This window comes from Blattabacterium cuenoti (assembly GCF_014251955.1).
Taxonomy (GTDB): Bacteria; Bacteroidota; Bacteroidia; order Flavobacteriales; family Blattabacteriaceae; genus Blattabacterium; species Blattabacterium cuenoti_L.
In genome coordinates, this window is the sequence record NZ_CP059203.1 from 48,713 (window position 1) to 64,529 (window position 15,817).

Consider the following 15,817-nt stretch of genomic DNA (forward strand, 5'->3'; position numbering starts at 1 on the left):
ATTTAATCCAAAAAAAGAGAACGGTAAAAACATTGAAAAAAAAAGGAAGTACTCTGTTTAGAGATGCATTTGGGAATCTACATTTTATAAAACGTTTTTTAATTTTCACTTTTGGTTGTATTTCTTATAATCGTTATAATGGATTTAATCAATTACAACTCAAAGGAACAGAATATATTAAAGATCTTCCGGACAAAAGAGTTCTTTTTGTTTCTAACCATCAAACCTATTTTGCAGATGTTTTTGCTATGTTTCATGTCTTCTGCAGTGTTAAAAATGGATTTATAAATTCTATAAAAAATCCTATTTATCTTTTGAATCCAAAAGTAAATTTATATTATGTAGCGGCTAAAGAGACTATGAGTCAAGGATTTCTTACTAAATTGTTTACTTATTCAGGGGCTATTACTGTAAAAAGAACATGGAGAGAAGGAGATAAAAAAGTCAATAGATCTGTAAATATTTCTGAGATTACTCGGATGGGAACTGCTTTAAATGATGGATGGCTGATAACTTTTCCACAAGGAACGACAAAAGCATTTGCCCCTGGACGTAGAGGAATTGTTCATGTTATAAGAAAATTTAATCCTATTGTTGTTCCTATCGTTATAGATGGATTTCAAAAAGCTTATGATAAAAAAGGAATTCGAGTTAAAAAAAAAGGAGTTTTGCAAAAAATGAAATTTAAAGAACCAATTAAATTAGACATAAAAAATGATACTACTGATAATATAATGGAAAAAATTATGGATTCCATAGAACAATCTCCTAAATATTATGGTATAAAAAACATCTAGTATGAAATATAAACATATAAGGGATACTTTTCTTAATTTTTTTCGAAAAAAAGAACATAAAATTTTTTCTTCTTTTCCCATTTTTCTAAAAAATGATCCTACTCTTCTTTTTATTAATGCTGGAATGAATCCTTTTAAGGATTACTTTCTAGGACATAAAAATCCAGAATATAAACGAATTGTAAACATTCAAAAGTGTCTAAGAATTTCTGGTAAACAGAATGATTTAGAAAATGTAGGATATGACAATTATCATCATACTATGTTTGAAATGTTAGGAAATTGGTCTTTTGGAGACTATTCAAGAAAAGAAACTATAGAATGGGCTTGGGAACTTTTAATACAAGTTTTTAATATTCCTAAAAAAAATATATACGTATCTATTTTCTTAGGAGATGAAAAAGATGGATTATCCATGGACAAAGAAACTTTACGATGCTGGGAATCGTTAGTAAGCAGAACAAATATTCTCTTTTTTGGAAAGAAAGAAAATTTTTGGGAAATGGGGAACATAGGCCCTTGTGGTCCTTGTTCTGAAATTCACGTAGATTTACGTAGCAAAGAAGAAAAAGAAAAGTTATCTGGTAAATATCTTATAAATAAAGATCATCCTAAAGTAATAGAAATTTGGAATCTTGTTTTTATAGAATTTTTACGAAAATCAGATGGAACATTAGAAAAGCTTTCTACAAAACATGTAGATACAGGAATGGGACTGGAAAGATTATGTATGATTCTACAGGGTAAATCTTCTAGTTACGAAACTGATATTTTTTTTCCAATAATTAGAGATATAAAAGAATCTTTAGGGGGAATTTATAAAAAAGAATTTGATCAAGAGGTTTCTATCCGTATCATAACAGATCATTTAAGAGCTATTGTTTTCTCTATTTCAGATGGTTTGTTACCATCAAATAATGGAGCAGGTTATGTGATAAGAAGAATTTTAAGAAGATCCGTTATTTATATGACTCGTTTTTTATCTCAAAAAGAACCTTTTCTTTATAAATTTGTGAATTCTTTAGTAAGAGAGATGAAAAGTTTTTTTCCTGAATTAAAAAATAAAAAAGAATACATTCAACATGTGATTCAAGAAGAAGAAGCTTCTTTCTTTAAAGTAATTGAAAAAGGAAATGAAAGAATTCAACATATAATTATAAAATATCAAGAAAAAAATAAAAAAATGATCGATGGAAGTACAATTTTTAAATTGTACGATACTTATGGATTTCCAATAGAATTCTCCAAGATATTAGCGGATAAGAATAATTTATTAATCGATGAAAAATCATTCCAAAAAGAATTACTAAAACAAAAAGAAAAATCTAAAAAAGAAAAGAATATAATAGAAATAAAAAAAAAAGATTGGATTCAAATTCACGATAATTTCTCTTTTAATCATGAAAATTTTATAGGATATGATTTTCTAGAATGTGACATTTTAATTGTAAAATATAGAAAAGTAGAGAGTCTGATTAACAATCAAAAAAATTATTATTATGAATTAGTTTTTTCAAAAACTCCTTTTTATCCTGAAGGAGGAGGACAATTAGGAGATACTGGGATTATAAAAAATGAAATGGATGAAGAAATTTATATTGAAAATACAAAGAAAGAAAATTCTATGATTCTCCACATTGTTAGAAAACTTCCTTTAAATATTTCTTTAGCTTTTAAAGCTATTGTGAATAAGGATAGGAGAGAAAAGATTGAAAAAAATCATACAGCTACTCATTTAGTCCATTTTTCATTGAAAAAAGTTTTGGGAAAACATATTCAACAAAAAGGATCTTTTATTGGAGAAGATTATTTACGTTTTGATTTTTCACATCATCAAAAAATAACAATTGAAGAATTACATAAAATAGAAAAATTAGTTCAAGAACTAATTTTTTCTAATTTTCCTTTAGAAGAAAAACGATCTTATCCTTTTCACAAGGCTATAAAAAAAGGATATCATGGAGATTTTCATGAAAAATATGGACAAAAAGTACGAGTGATTACTTTTGGTCTTTCTTCTGAATTATGTATTGGAACCCATGTTCAATCTACTGGATCAATTCAAGTTTTCAAGATTTTATCAGAATCTTCTATTTCATATGGAATAAGAAGAATAAAAGCAGCCACTTCAAAAGAAGCTATTCAACATTTAAAAAATATTTGTATTCAATATGAATACTTAAAAAAAGTCATGAAATATCCGGAATCTCCAATGAAAAGTTTTCTTAGTTTGCAAAAACTAAATAAAAAATTAAAAAAAGAAATTGAAAAAATATATTCTCATCAAATCAAAGTATTCAAAAAAGAATATTTTTTTAAAGCTATCCAATTATCTTTTATGACATACATCTGTGATATATCTAATGAAGAAAAAGAATTAGATCTTCATATTATTAAAAAAATTGTTTTAGATTTACGACATGAAATACCAAATCTATTTATGATAGTAGGATTTCTCAAAAAAGAAAAACCAATAGTTTTGATATCTATTTCAGATTCCATTATTAAAAGGATTAATATTCATGCTCACCAAATTATACAAAAAATGACGGATCATATTCATGGAAAATGTTGGGGAAAATCGTTTTTTGCTACTTCTATAGGAAGTAATAAATATGGATTAAGTTTAGTTTCAAAAGAGGTTACAAAATATATTAAATCATTAAATTTAAATGATAAAACAAAAATGATATAATATAACTTAAAATTATTAATAAATAGATTTGATTTCTAATTTGATAAATCTTTTAGTAATTTTAGTAAAAAACTATGTATGAATGATCGATATTCTTTTTTAAACGATATCCATGATATAGAATTTCTTTATAAGAAATATAAAAATAATCCTAATTCTATAGAACAGAGTTGGTGTGCTTTCTTTCATGGATTTGATTTTTGTGAAGAAAATTATCTAAATTTTCATAAAAAAACAGAAATAAATAAAACTCATACTTCTAAAAAAAAGAATCCTGTTGGATTTTTGATAGAAAAATCCAATCATTCCATATATACAGAATTTTTAGTTTACAATTTGATTCATTCATACAGAACAAGAGGTCATTTTTTTGCCAATACAAATCCTATAAAGGAGAGAAGAAAACATTTTCCTTCTTTGGACTTAAAAAATTTTGGATTATCTGAAAAAGAACTTGATCTTCCATTCGAAGCAGGAAAATTAATTGGTTTGGGAAAAACTTCATTAAGAAATATAGTTCATTCTCTGAAAAACATTTATTGTAATTCAATAGGAATAGAATATATGTATATTTCTGATCCTAAAAAAATAGAATGGATTGAAAAATGGTTTCAAAAAAAACTCTCCTTTTCTACAGAAAAAAGAAAGTTTTTTTTGAAAAAATTAAATGAAGCTGTTGCGTTTGAAAATTTTATTCATACTCAATTCGTAGGTCAAAAAAGATTTTCTATAGAAGGAAATGAATCTATATTACCGGCATTAGAAGAAATGATAGAATACACTTCCAATAAATATTTAACAGAAGATTTTGTAATAGGAATGTCACATAGAGGACGGTTAAATATTTTATCAAATTTTTTTCAGAAAAATTATTCTCATGTTTTCAGTGAATTTCAAGGAAAAGAATATAAAGAAGAAATATTTTCCGGAGATGTTAAATATCATTTAGGATTTACAAAAATTAGAAAAACAAGTCAAGGTAGACCTATTAAAATGAATTTGGTTCCAAATCCATCTCATTTAGAATCTGTAGATTCTATTGTAGAAGGAATTACAAGAGCAAAAATAGATATGAATTACAATCAGAATAGCAATTCTGAAAAAATTATTCCTATTCTGATTCATGGAGATGCAGCATTATCAGGTCAAGGAATTGTATATGAAGTTCTACAATTATCCAGATTAAAAGGTTATAAAACTGGAGGAACAATTCATCTTGTCATTAATAATCAAATAGGATTTACCACAAATAATACCGAAGGTCGTTCCAGTATTTATTGTACAGATTTAGCAAAAATAGTCCTTTCTCCAGTGTTACATGTTAACGCAGATGATATAGAGTCTGTTATTCGTGCTATTTATTTTGCAACAGATTTTAGAATGCATTATCATGAAGATGTTTTCATAGATTTAATTGGATATAGAAAATATGGACATAATGAAGGAGATGAACCTCGTTTTACTCAACCTTCTTTATATAAAACTATTTCTAAACATCCTAGTTCTTATAATTTGTATAAAAAAAAATTAGAAAAAAAAGGGATCATTAATATAGATGATGTCAAAAAAATGGAAAATGAGTATGAAGAAATTCTGAAAATAGGATACAATGAAGCTAAAACTATAAAATGGAATGTTCTGAATTCTTTTTTAGAAGAAGATGCATGGAATAATTTTCCTATCACATATAATACTAAAAAAATCTTTAAAAAAGCAAATACTCAATTTCCAATTAAAAGACTGATAGAAATTTCTAATAAAATTTTTACTCTTCCTATTGAAAAGAAATTTTTTAGGAAAACGAAATTTATTTTTCAAAAAAGATTGAATCTGGTAAAAAATCATTTAGTCGACTGGAGTATAGCGGAACTATTAGCATATGGAACACTTTTAGATGAAGGATTTCATATTCGTTTATCAGGAGAAGATGTAGCAAGAGGTACATTTTCTCAACGTCATGCAATCGTAAAAACAGAAGAAGAAGAAGAAATTATTCTTTTGAATCAAATTCGAACAGATCAAGGAAAAATACAAGTATATAATTCTCCACTTTCAGAGTATGGAGTTTTGGGATTCGATTATGGATATGCTTTGTTTTCTCCTTATATTTTAACTTTATGGGAAGCTCAATTTGGGGATTTTGGAAATGGAGGACAAATTATTATAGATCAATATATTTCTTCTGGAGAAAAAAAATGGAAAATGAGAAATGGAATTGTCATATTGCTTCCCCATGGATATGAGGGACAGGGCCCAGAACATTCTTCTGCTCGTGTAGAACGTTATTTACAACTTTGTGCTAATAATAATTTATTTGTTGTTAATTGTACTACTCCATCCAACTTTTATCATCTCTTGAGAAGACAAATGAAATTAAATTTTAGGAAACCACTTATCGTTTTCACTCCAAAAAGTTTACTTCGTCATCCAAAATGTTTCTCACAAATAGAAGAACTTTCTGAAGGAAAATTCCAGGAAATTTTAGATGATCCTAATGCAAATGAAAATATTGAAAAAATTACAAAATTAATTTTTTGTTCTGGAAAAATATATTATGAATTATTAAACAAAAAAGAATCTATTAAAGATGAAAAAACCGCTTTAATTCGTATAGAACAAATTTATCCTTTAAAAGAAGAAAAAATTAAAGAATTATTTCATAAATACAAAAACAAAAAAAGTGTTCTTTGGGTACAAGAAGAACCAGAAAATATGGGATTATGGAGTTTCATTTTAAGAAAATTAGGAAGTAACATCCCATTCCATTTAATTGCACCATCTGAAAGCTCCAGTCCTTCTACAGGTTCTTATTCATATTTTTTTAAAATTCAAAATAAGATATTAGAAAAAGCTTTTAAATAATAAAAAATTTTATATGATAATAAAGGTGAAGGTTCCTTCTCCAGGAGAGTCAATTACAGAGGTAGAAATTTCCTCATGGCTTGTTAAAAATGGAGATTACATTTCTAAAGGTCAGATAATAGCAGAAATAGATTCAGACAAAGCTACTTTGGAAATTTTTGCAGAAGAAAATGGAATCATAACCTTAATGAAAAAAAAAGGAGAAAAAATACAAGTAGGCGATGTTTTATGTCTCATAGAGAAGACTTCTGATAAAAAAAACCAATCCAATAAGATTCATGGAGAAAAAACAAAAAAAAATAATAAAATGGAGAATGAAACCATTAAAAAATATCCTTCTCCATCTGCAAAAAAAATATTGACAGAAAAGAATATTTCTATAGAATCTGTTCAAGGAACGGGAAAACATGGAAGAATTACAAAAGGAGATTGTCTCCTCCTAGGAGGAGGAGAAGAAGATTCTTCTGCTACTACTCCTACTAATAATGATAATAATAATGAGGAGAGTCATTTTCCTGCGTCTGCTGCTGTAGTGAGAAGACCAACTACAACGATAATGTCTAGATACTATACGAAAACTCCTCTTTCTTCTCTCAGAAGAAAACTCTCTGAAAGATTAGTATCTGTTAAAAATAGGACAGCATTATTGACTACATTTAATGAAGTGGATATGCAGGAAATTTTTTTGATAAGAAAAAAATATAAAAATATTTTTAAAGAAAAACATGGAGTGAATTTAGGATTCATGTCTTTTTTTACTAAATCATGTGTTAGAGCATTATATCTATATCCAGATGTAAATGCAATGATTAGTGGAGAAGAAAAAATTAATTTTGAATATTGTGATATCAGTATTGCTATATCTGGACCAAAAGGATTAATGGTTCCTGTAATAAGAAATGCAGAAAATTTATCATTTAGAGGAATAGAACAGGAAATTAACAGATTGTCTGAACGTGTTCGTAACGGAACAATTTCTATAGATGAAATGACAGGAGGGACGTTTACCATAACCAATGGGGGAATATTTGGATCTATGCTTTCTACTCCAATTATTAATCCACCTCAAAGTGCTATTTTAGGAATGCATAAAGTCATGGATAGACCTGTCGTCATTAATGGATTAATTGAAATACGTCCTATAATGTATTTAGCGCTATCTTATGATCATAGAATTATTGATGGAAAAGAATCTGTTGGATTTTTAGTTTCTGTAAAAGAAGCGATAGAAAATCCAATCAAATTTTTAATGGAGGGAAATGAAAAATATATTCATAAAATATTAGAATTATGATATGACTTAAAAAAATGATTAATTATTTTCTTATTTTTATTTCTTTTTTTCATTATTTAATCCTTTTATTTTTTTATGAAAAAAAAATCCCTATCCATGTTATTGAATCCAAATTAGGTTTATTTTTTGATCGTAATGTTGTTTTTTCTGATACAACAACAATTAAGAAAAATAGAAGTAGGAATAGTAATGTGAAAAATAATAACATTACGAAGACAATTAACATAATGTTTATGTTGCCTTTATTAATAATGGATTCTACTAATAAAAATCATGAATTATTGAGTGAACGTGCTTTATCCTTCTATCTTGGCTCTAAATATGCAAGTGATTTTTTTTTGTCAAAAAAACAAAAAATCAAGTTTTTGATACAAAAAATGAAAAAAATAGAATAATCAAATTTTTAGAAACATACAATTTTTCTAATACTCATGTTATTATAGGACCTTTTTTTCGTTCTTCCTTAGAAGAAGTTTCTAAAAAAAATAAAAAAATTCCCATCATTTCTCCATTCCATTTGTATCTTCTGATTCATTAAATGATTATCCTAATATTATTCAATCTGAAGTCAAAGACATTGATCTTGTAGATCCCATTTTAGAAGAAATTAAATTTCTTTCTAAAAAAGAAAAGATTAAAACTTTATATTTATTAGGTACAACAAATAGATCTGAAAAAATAGCCGATTATATCAAATACAAATTACTACAATGGGATCCACATTTTCAAACTATTTTTTTCTATCATACTTTTCCAATTTCTGCGAATGTGAAAAAGTATCCTTTTTTTTCTGTTCTTTTAGGAGGAGATGCATATATTGGAAAACAATTTTTTGATTTTATTAAACATTTTTCTACAAAACAAATAAAACCTTTTGGAATAGGATATAATGATATTTATTATCAAAATATTCCTATATTAAAGAAATATAGATTTGTATTTACAACAAAACATCATTTTAACAAAAAAAAAAGAAAAATATTTTCTATTATAAGAAAAAAATTTGGAAAAAATTTAAATAAATACAAATTATTAGGTTTTGATTTAACTTATGATCTATTATGTAGATTAACTACTACAACAGATAGAAACCTTTTCAAAACTATAGAAAAAGAAGAATTTACGGGAATAGTTAGTAAGTATCACTATAAAAAAATTTCTAAGAAAGGAGGATATCAAAATAAAGGATTATGGATTATTCGTCTTTTGTTTTGTAATTATTTTCTCAAATAAGGATTTTGTCTATTTTTGTTACTCAGATTCATTTTTTTCATTTGGACTTTGATTATTTGAATATGATCATGTAATAACCCTGTTATATCCGTTTTTTTTGCTTCTAACAACAATAATTCAGCTCTTTTTTTATCTCCTTTTGACAAGGAAGCGATTGCTAAATTTAATTTAGCAATCGCTATGTTTTGTTTAAATTTTAATCCAAAATCTAAAGCTTTTTGCATATAGGTTTCTGATTGACGAATATCTGATTCTGAATAGAAAATTCCATTTAGAAAATAATAGTAGGCGATTTGATTTTTGGTAAGTTGTAATTTTGGATTTTTCACATATCCCAAATACTTCTTTAACCCTTTCATATCTTTTTTTCGTATTTTCAAAAAAGCTAATAACAAAAATTCATTTCTGAAAATGAGAAAAATGGGAATAAAACTTAATGAGATGAGAATTGTCCCCCATAAATAATTTTTCTGAAAAAAAAAATAAATAGATCCGATGAAAATAATTAAAAATAGGACTATTTTTGTATGTTTATTCATTGTTTTTTATTATCCAATTAATGAGATCTTGATAGTTAGAATTGCATAAAGTATGTCCAGAATCGTATTCTTTGTAATGTAAAGAAAGAATTTTTTGATTTTTCAAAAAATCTAATCCTTTTTTTGACCAATTGATAGGAATAATAGGATCATATTTCCCATGAGATATAAAAACTTCTAAATCTGAATAAAAAGTAGAATTTATTTTTTTTTTTTGTAAAAAACACTCTTCTAAATACCCACTTAATGCAATGACTTTTTTTACTTTATCTGGTTTTTTTAAAGCTATAGCATAGCTTAAAATTGCCCCCTGACTAAATCCACATAACCATACTTTTGTCCTGTTTAATTGATATTTTTCTATCGCTTCATCTATAAAATATGATATTTTTTCTATTGTTTTTTTAGCTTGTGAAATGTTATTTATGAATTTTTCTTGATTAGAAAAATCAATATCGTACCATGAATATTTATTATATCCAATTGAATAAATTCCTTGAATGCTGATTATAAAAAAATTTTCTGGAATATCTCTTTTAAAAGAAAAAAGATCATTTTCATTGCTTCCATATCCGTGAATCATCAAAAAAAGAGGAGGAAAATTTTCATCAACTGGTTTTTTTATAATGTGTTTAATAGAAAGTTGATTATTTAAAAGCATTTTTTTTGTTATTTTTACTTACTTAAGTTATTATTCCTTTTTCTATTTTTAGTTTTTGATCAGCCATATCTGCTAATTGGATATTATGAGTAACTATCAAAAATGTTTGTTTAAATTTTTTTCTAAGATAAAAAAAAATAAGATGTAACTTTTCAGCGTTTTTCGCATCTAAATTTCCAGAAGGTTCATCCGCAAAAATCACTTTAGGATTATTAATTAAAGCTCTTGCTACTGATAATCTTTGTTTTTGTCCTCCAGATAGTTCTTCAGGTTTTGAATTTTCATATTCAGAAAGATTCAATTGATTCAATAGTTTTTTTGCTCTTTTTTTCACATGATATTTATCATTTATTTTCTTATTTATAAATCCAGGTAAACAAACATTTTCTAATGCTGTGAATTCAGGAAGAAGCTGATGAGTTTGAAAGACAAAACCTATTTCTTCATTTCTAATTGTGGAAAGTTTTTTATCAGAAATAGAGAACACATCTTCTCCATTTATTTTTAAAATAGTTTTTTTATTTTTCTTGAAAGTAGGTTTATCTAATGTCCCTAATATATGTAGTAATGTACTTTTTCCAGATCCAGATTCTCCTAATATACATACTATACTTCCTTTTTTTACTCTTAAATTTACACCTTTCAAGATTTCGTATTTTCCAAATGATTTGTATATATTTTCAGCTTGAACCATAATTTTCAAAATTTTTGTTATGAATTCACAAACAAAAAAAACGTTTCAAAAATAAACGAATTTTAATTTAAATTTACTTTTTCACATAAAAACTATTCTAAATGAATTTATATGAATTTCAGGGAAGGGAAATATTAAATTCTTTTTCTATTAAGGTCCCTAACGGAATTGTTGCTTCTACTCCAGAAGAATCTGTAAAAGCAGCAAAAAAAATATTAAAAAAAACAAAAAAAAAATCTTTAATTATTAAAGCTCAGATCCATGCAGGAGGACGTGGAAAAAGTGGGGGCATACAAATAGCAAAATCTTTAGAAGAAGTCTATGAAAAATCAAAAAATATTTTAGGAAAATATTTGATTACTCCACAAACTTCAAAAAAAGGAAAATTGGTTCGTCAAGTTCTCATATCTGAAGATGTATATTCTTATATTTCTCCTCAGGAATATTACATATCAATATTTCTGAATCGTGATATAGAAAAGAATATGATTGTTTTTTCTAAAAAAGGAGGAATGGATATAGAAGAGGTGTCTAGAAACCATCCAGATAAAATATACACAGAAGAAATAGATCCAGGATTAGGAATACAGTTTTTTCAGATTAGAAGAATTGGTTTTCTTTTAGAGATTATAAAAATTTCAGATTTGAATAATTTCAGAAATTTTGTAATTTCTCTTTACAAAGCTTATTTAGATTGTGATGCCTTACTTTTAGAAATCAATCCTTTAATTAAAACTTTTGATAATCAAATTATAGCGGTAGATACAAAAATTGTATTAGATGATAACGCTTTATTTCGTCATAAAAAATATTATGATGAAATGCGTGATCAAAAAAAAGAAGATCCCATTGAAATAAAAGCTTTCGAAGCTAAACTGAATTTTTTAAAATTGAAAGGAAATATTGGTTGTATGGTTAATGGAGCTGGATTAGCTATGGCAACTATGGATATGATTCAATGTTGTGGAGGAAATCCAGCAAATTTTCTAGATATAGGTGGAGATGCTGATAAAAATCGTGTAGAAAAAGCTTTTCGTATCATTTTAAATGATAAATCTGTCAAAGCAATATTAATAAATATTTTTGGGGGAATTGTTCGTTGTGATACAGTAGCAGAGGGGATTATGAATTCATATCATACAGACGATGATATTGATATCAAAAAAAAAATACCAGTGGTTATTCGTTTACAAGGAACAAATGAAATTTTGGCAAAAAAAATTATTAAAACCAGTAAATTACCTATTTATTACGTTGATACTTTAGAAAAAGCAGAGGGTAAAATTAAAGAAATTTTAAAGAAAATATGAAAAAAATGTTTTCTTCCATTGTATTGTCTAAAAAGTATAGACCCCTAAAATGGAACGATGTTATTGGACAAAAAGAAATAACAATTTCTTTAAGAAAAGCAATCATAAAAAATCGTTTATCTCAAATTTTGTTATTTCTTGGTCCAAAAGGAGTTGGAAAAAATACATGTGCGCGTCTTTTGTCTCAAGAATTAAATTTTTTTTCAGAAGGAGAAGACCAATCCTTGAATTTATTTGAAATAAATGGTTTTTTGAAACATTCAGTAGAAGATATTAATGAAATAATCCATCAAATTCGTTTTTATCCAAAAAAAGGAAAATATAAAATATTTATTATCAATAATATACATTTTTTTACACAAAAATTTTTTAACGTTTTTTTTAAATTGTTAGAAAAACTACCTTTACATGTATTATTTATTTTCTGCGAAACAGAAAAAAATAAAATGCTAGATTCTATCATTTCACGTTGTCAAGTTTATGAGTTTAAATCTATTTCTTTAAAAAACATTTATTTGTATTTGAAAATGATAGCTGAAAAAGAAGATATAGAAATAGAAAATGAAGCTTTATTTGTGATTTCTCAATATGTCAATGGATCATTAAGTGATGCCATTTACACTTTTGATAAATTAACTATTCATGAAGAAAAAAAAATATCTAAGGAATTTGTGATGGAAAAACTTGGAATTTTGAATCCTAATTATTATTTTCAAATCATTGATTCTCTTTTAGAAGAAAAATCTTTTTATAAAGTATTAATTTTATTAGATAAAATATTAAAAAATAAAATTCATTATATTCATTTTATAAATGGATTTCTCAAACATCTTAGAGGTTTGTTATTATCTAAATATCCTGAAACAAGACTACTTTTAAAATTAAAAAATCAAACAATTATACAATCTTACATACAACAATCAGAAAAAATATCTTATTTTTTTTTAATGAAAGCTTTAATGATTGGTTGTAGAATGGAAAACAAATTAATATTTAGTAAAAATCCAAGATTAATAATAGAAATATATCTAATGCAATTATCAAATTATTCTATTAATTTGAAGAAAATTTTTTTTTGTGAAAAATTAAAAAATAAAAAAATTCAATACTTGCAAGAAAGTTGGAAAAATTTTATACAGAGATTTTCTGATAAAATTAATCCCACTTATTTAAATTCATTGACAAATAAAACACAATTTCACATATCATCTTCTAAAAAGAGGATATTTCTGATGATTCCTTCCAAATTAGGAACGACTCGTGAGTTTCTTTTAATACAAACATCTTTTGTTAGATATTTTAGAAAAAAATTTAACAATCCATATTTAGAATTTAAAATAATGATCCAAGAATCAGAAAATTCAAAAGAACAATACGATTTTCTATCAAAAAAAAACAAGTGTGTAGAAAAATTAATTAAACGATTAAATTTAAAGGTTTCATCATCATAAGATGATGTTTGATCAATAAATAATTGATTTATTTCATTTGTAGAAATAAAAGATATCATTTATCTTTTTCTATCAATTAATGATTTGAATTTATGATTCATTATTTTTCATCCTTTTTTTTAAAAAATGAAAAACAACAAATATTTGTTATTTTCAACAATAGGAAAAGAAATTTGTATTTCGCTTCTTATTCAGATGAAGAAATTGAAAATGATAGTTCCACTTCCTCCTATGAATCTGGAGGGAGTAGTAGTGGGGGTAGGAGGAGTAGTAGTAGTAGTAGTAGTACAGGATATGGAGGAACTTCAATAAGAAGTAAAACACCTGTATTGGATAATTTTGGAAGAGATCTAAATGCTATAGCCATTGAAGGAAAATTAGACCCTGTAGTTGGTAGAGATAAAGAAGTTGAACGTGTCTCTCAAATATTAAGTAGAAGAAAAAAGAATAATCCACTCCTCATAGGAGAACCTGGAGTAGGAAAATCAGCTATTGCTGAGGGATTAGCTTTGCGTATTGTACAAAAAAAAGTTTCTAGAGTTTTATATAATAAAAGAGTAGTCGTATTAGATTTAGCAAGTTTAGTAGCTGGAACTAAATATAGGGGGCAATTTGAAGAAAGAATAAAAGCAATTATAAATGAATCAGAAAAAAATTCAGATTTAATTCTTTTCATAGATGAAATTCATACTATGATTGGAGCAGGTGGGACTACAGGTTCGTTAGATGCTTCCAACATATTTAAACCTGCTTTAGCTAGAGGAGATATTCAATGTATTGGTGCCACTACATTAAATGAATACAGACAATATATTGAAAAAGATGGAGCATTAGAACGTAGATTTCAAAAAATCATAGTGCAACCTTCTTCAGAAAAAGAAACTATTGAAATATTAAAAAAAATAAAAGGAAAATATGAAAGTCACCATAATGTGATTTATACAGAAGAAGCAATAAAAGCATGTGTGAATCTCACTGCACGATATATTACGGATCGTTATTTACCAGACAAAGCTATTGATGCATTAGATGAATCTGGATCTCGTGTGCATATTAAAAATATTAAAGTTCCGAAAGAAGTCATTTTTTTAGAAAAAGAATTGGAAAATATTCGTGAAGAAAAATCTAAAGTAGTTAAAAGTCAAAAATATGAAGAAGCTGCGAAATTACGAGATACAGAAAAACGCATAGAAAAACAATTAATAAAAGCTCAAAAAACATGGGAAGAATCCTCCAAACAAAATAAAGAAATTGTTTCAGAAGAAAATGTAGAAGAAGTCATCTCTATGATGAGTGGAATTCCTGTGAATAGAATTGCTCAAGCGGAAATGAAAAAATTGAATAAAATGATAAATGTTTTGAAAGAAAAAATTATAGGACAAGATGAAGCCGTAGAAAAAATTGTAAAAGCAGTTCAAAGAAATAGAACCGGATTGAAAGATCCCAATAGTCCTATAGGGTCTTTTATTTTCTTAGGACAAACAGGAGTAGGGAAAACTTATTTGGCAAAAATATTTGCTAAAGAACTATTTGATTCTGAAGAATCATTAGTGCGTATTGATATGAGTGAATATATGGAAAAATTTTCTGTTTCTAGATTAATAGGAGCTCCACCTGGATATGTAGGATACGAAGAAGGAGGACAATTGACAGAAATTATACGTCGTAAACCTTATTCTGTCATATTATTAGATGAAATTGAAAAAGCACACCATGAAGTTTTTAATATTTTATTGCAGATACTTGATTACGGAAGTGTAACAGATAGCCTTGGAAGAAAAATAAACTTTAAAAATACTGTCATCATTTGTACTTCAAATACAGGAACACAACAATTAAAAGAATTTGGAAAAGGAATCGGTTTTGATACTCAAGCAAGAAAATCGAATAATTATATAAAAAATATTTTAGAACATGCTTTAAAACGAACTTTTTCTCCAGAGTTTTTAAATAGAATAGATGACATTATCATTTTTAATTCTCTTAAAAAAGAAGATATATCTAAGATTACTCATATAGAATTAGAAAAAGTAAAACTTCACATATCTAATTTAGGATACAAAGTAATTTTCCTTCAGGAAGTAAAAGATTTTATTAAAAAAAAGGGATTTGATAAAGAATATGGAGCTAGGCCTTTAAAAAGAATCATAGAAAAATTTATAAAAAATCCTATATCAGAATGTATTATTAGTGAAACTTTGAAAAAAGGAGATGAGATTATATTGAAAATGAATGATAAAAAAGATGATATAGAAGTTTTGATTCAAAAAAAATTGTAGTT

12 protein-coding genes are annotated in these 15,817 nt (G+C 26.0%); 9 read left to right on the forward strand and 3 right to left on the reverse strand.

Annotated features, from left to right (window positions below; all coding sequences use genetic code 11):
- Positions 1-32 precede the first annotated feature (32 nt).
- From H0H53_RS00205 to H0H53_RS03045, 6 genes are all read left to right on the forward strand, one after another.
- Entirely contained in the window at positions 33-797 is a 765-nt protein-coding gene (locus H0H53_RS00205) for a lysophospholipid acyltransferase family protein (protein WP_185870537.1), read from the forward strand.
- A 1-nt stretch (position 798) separates the two neighbouring features.
- Positions 799-3,492: an alanine--tRNA ligase gene (gene alaS / locus H0H53_RS00210; protein WP_185870538.1), complete on the forward strand. Its 2,694-nt coding sequence runs from the start codon at positions 799-801 to the stop codon at positions 3,490-3,492.
- A 78-nt stretch (positions 3,493-3,570) separates the two neighbouring features.
- Positions 3,571-6,354: a 2-oxoglutarate dehydrogenase E1 component gene (locus H0H53_RS00215; protein ID WP_185870539.1), complete on the forward strand. Its 2,784-nt coding sequence runs from the start codon at positions 3,571-3,573 to the stop codon at positions 6,352-6,354.
- Between the two features lie 13 nt (positions 6,355-6,367).
- Positions 6,368-7,648, forward strand: a complete 1,281-nt coding sequence (odhB, locus tag H0H53_RS00220; protein WP_185870540.1) for a 2-oxoglutarate dehydrogenase complex dihydrolipoyllysine-residue succinyltransferase — start codon at positions 6,368-6,370, stop codon at positions 7,646-7,648.
- A 14-nt stretch (positions 7,649-7,662) separates the two neighbouring features.
- Entirely contained in the window at positions 7,663-8,043 is a 381-nt protein-coding gene (locus H0H53_RS03040; protein WP_238784272.1) for a hypothetical protein, read from the forward strand.
- A 373-nt stretch (positions 8,044-8,416) separates the two neighbouring features.
- A complete protein-coding gene (locus H0H53_RS03045) occupies positions 8,417-8,881 on the forward strand; it encodes a hypothetical protein (protein ID WP_238784273.1) in 465 nt (154 codons plus the stop codon).
- Here H0H53_RS03045 and H0H53_RS00230 read toward each other — a convergent pair.
- Genes H0H53_RS00230 through H0H53_RS00240 form a run of 3 tightly spaced genes read right to left on the reverse strand, consistent with a single transcriptional unit; the run spans position 8,866 to position 10,775 of the window.
- Entirely contained in the window at positions 8,866-9,420 is a 555-nt protein-coding gene (locus H0H53_RS00230) for a hypothetical protein (protein ID WP_185870541.1), read from the reverse strand. The genes H0H53_RS03045 and H0H53_RS00230 overlap by 16 nt on opposite strands.
- Positions 9,413-10,081: an alpha/beta hydrolase gene (locus H0H53_RS00235; protein WP_185870542.1), complete on the reverse strand. Its 669-nt coding sequence runs from the start codon at positions 10,079-10,081 to the stop codon at positions 9,413-9,415. The genes H0H53_RS00230 and H0H53_RS00235 overlap by 8 nt, the downstream gene beginning before the upstream one ends.
- Before the next feature lie 22 nt (positions 10,082-10,103).
- Entirely contained in the window at positions 10,104-10,775 is a 672-nt protein-coding gene (locus H0H53_RS00240) for an ABC transporter ATP-binding protein (protein WP_185870543.1), read from the reverse strand.
- A 101-nt stretch (positions 10,776-10,876) separates the two neighbouring features.
- On the opposite strand from H0H53_RS00240, the gene sucC reads away from it, so the two are divergent.
- From sucC to H0H53_RS00255, 3 genes are all read left to right on the forward strand, one after another.
- On the forward strand, positions 10,877-12,085 hold the full coding sequence (gene sucC, locus H0H53_RS00245) for an ADP-forming succinate--CoA ligase subunit beta (RefSeq protein ID WP_185870544.1): 1,209 nt from the start codon (positions 10,877-10,879) through the stop codon (positions 12,083-12,085).
- Positions 12,082-13,536, forward strand: a complete 1,455-nt coding sequence (locus H0H53_RS00250; protein WP_185870545.1) for an AAA family ATPase — start codon at positions 12,082-12,084, stop codon at positions 13,534-13,536. Before sucC ends, H0H53_RS00250 begins: the two co-directional genes overlap by 4 nt.
- A 92-nt stretch (positions 13,537-13,628) precedes the next feature.
- Positions 13,629-15,815, forward strand: a complete 2,187-nt coding sequence (locus tag H0H53_RS00255; protein WP_185870546.1) for an ATP-dependent Clp protease ATP-binding subunit — start codon at positions 13,629-13,631, stop codon at positions 15,813-15,815.
- Positions 15,816-15,817: the final 2 nt, after the last annotated feature.

Excerpts from the sequence above, each read along its gene's own strand:
- alaS (WP_185870538.1), top strand. The coding sequence starts at position 799 with ATGAAATATAAACATATAAGGGATACTTTTCTTAATTTTTTTCGAAAA.
- H0H53_RS00215 (WP_185870539.1), top strand. The coding sequence starts at position 3,571 with ATGAATGATCGATATTCTTTTTTAAACGATATCCATGATATAGAATTT.
- odhB (WP_185870540.1), top strand. The coding sequence starts at position 6,368 with ATGATAATAAAGGTGAAGGTTCCTTCTCCAGGAGAGTCAATTACAGAG.
- H0H53_RS03040 (WP_238784272.1), top strand. The coding sequence starts at position 7,663 with ATGATTAATTATTTTCTTATTTTTATTTCTTTTTTTCATTATTTAATC.
- H0H53_RS00230 (WP_185870541.1), bottom strand. The coding sequence starts at position 9,420 with ATGAATAAACATACAAAAATAGTCCTATTTTTAATTATTTTCATCGGA.
- H0H53_RS00235 (WP_185870542.1), bottom strand. The coding sequence starts at position 10,081 with ATGCTTTTAAATAATCAACTTTCTATTAAACACATTATAAAAAAACCA.
- H0H53_RS00240 (WP_185870543.1), bottom strand. The coding sequence starts at position 10,775 with ATGGTTCAAGCTGAAAATATATACAAATCATTTGGAAAATACGAAATC.
- sucC (WP_185870544.1), top strand. The coding sequence starts at position 10,877 with ATGAATTTATATGAATTTCAGGGAAGGGAAATATTAAATTCTTTTTCT.
- H0H53_RS00250 (WP_185870545.1), top strand. The coding sequence starts at position 12,082 with ATGAAAAAAATGTTTTCTTCCATTGTATTGTCTAAAAAGTATAGACCC.
- H0H53_RS00255 (WP_185870546.1), top strand. The coding sequence starts at position 13,629 with ATGATTCATTATTTTTCATCCTTTTTTTTAAAAAATGAAAAACAACAA.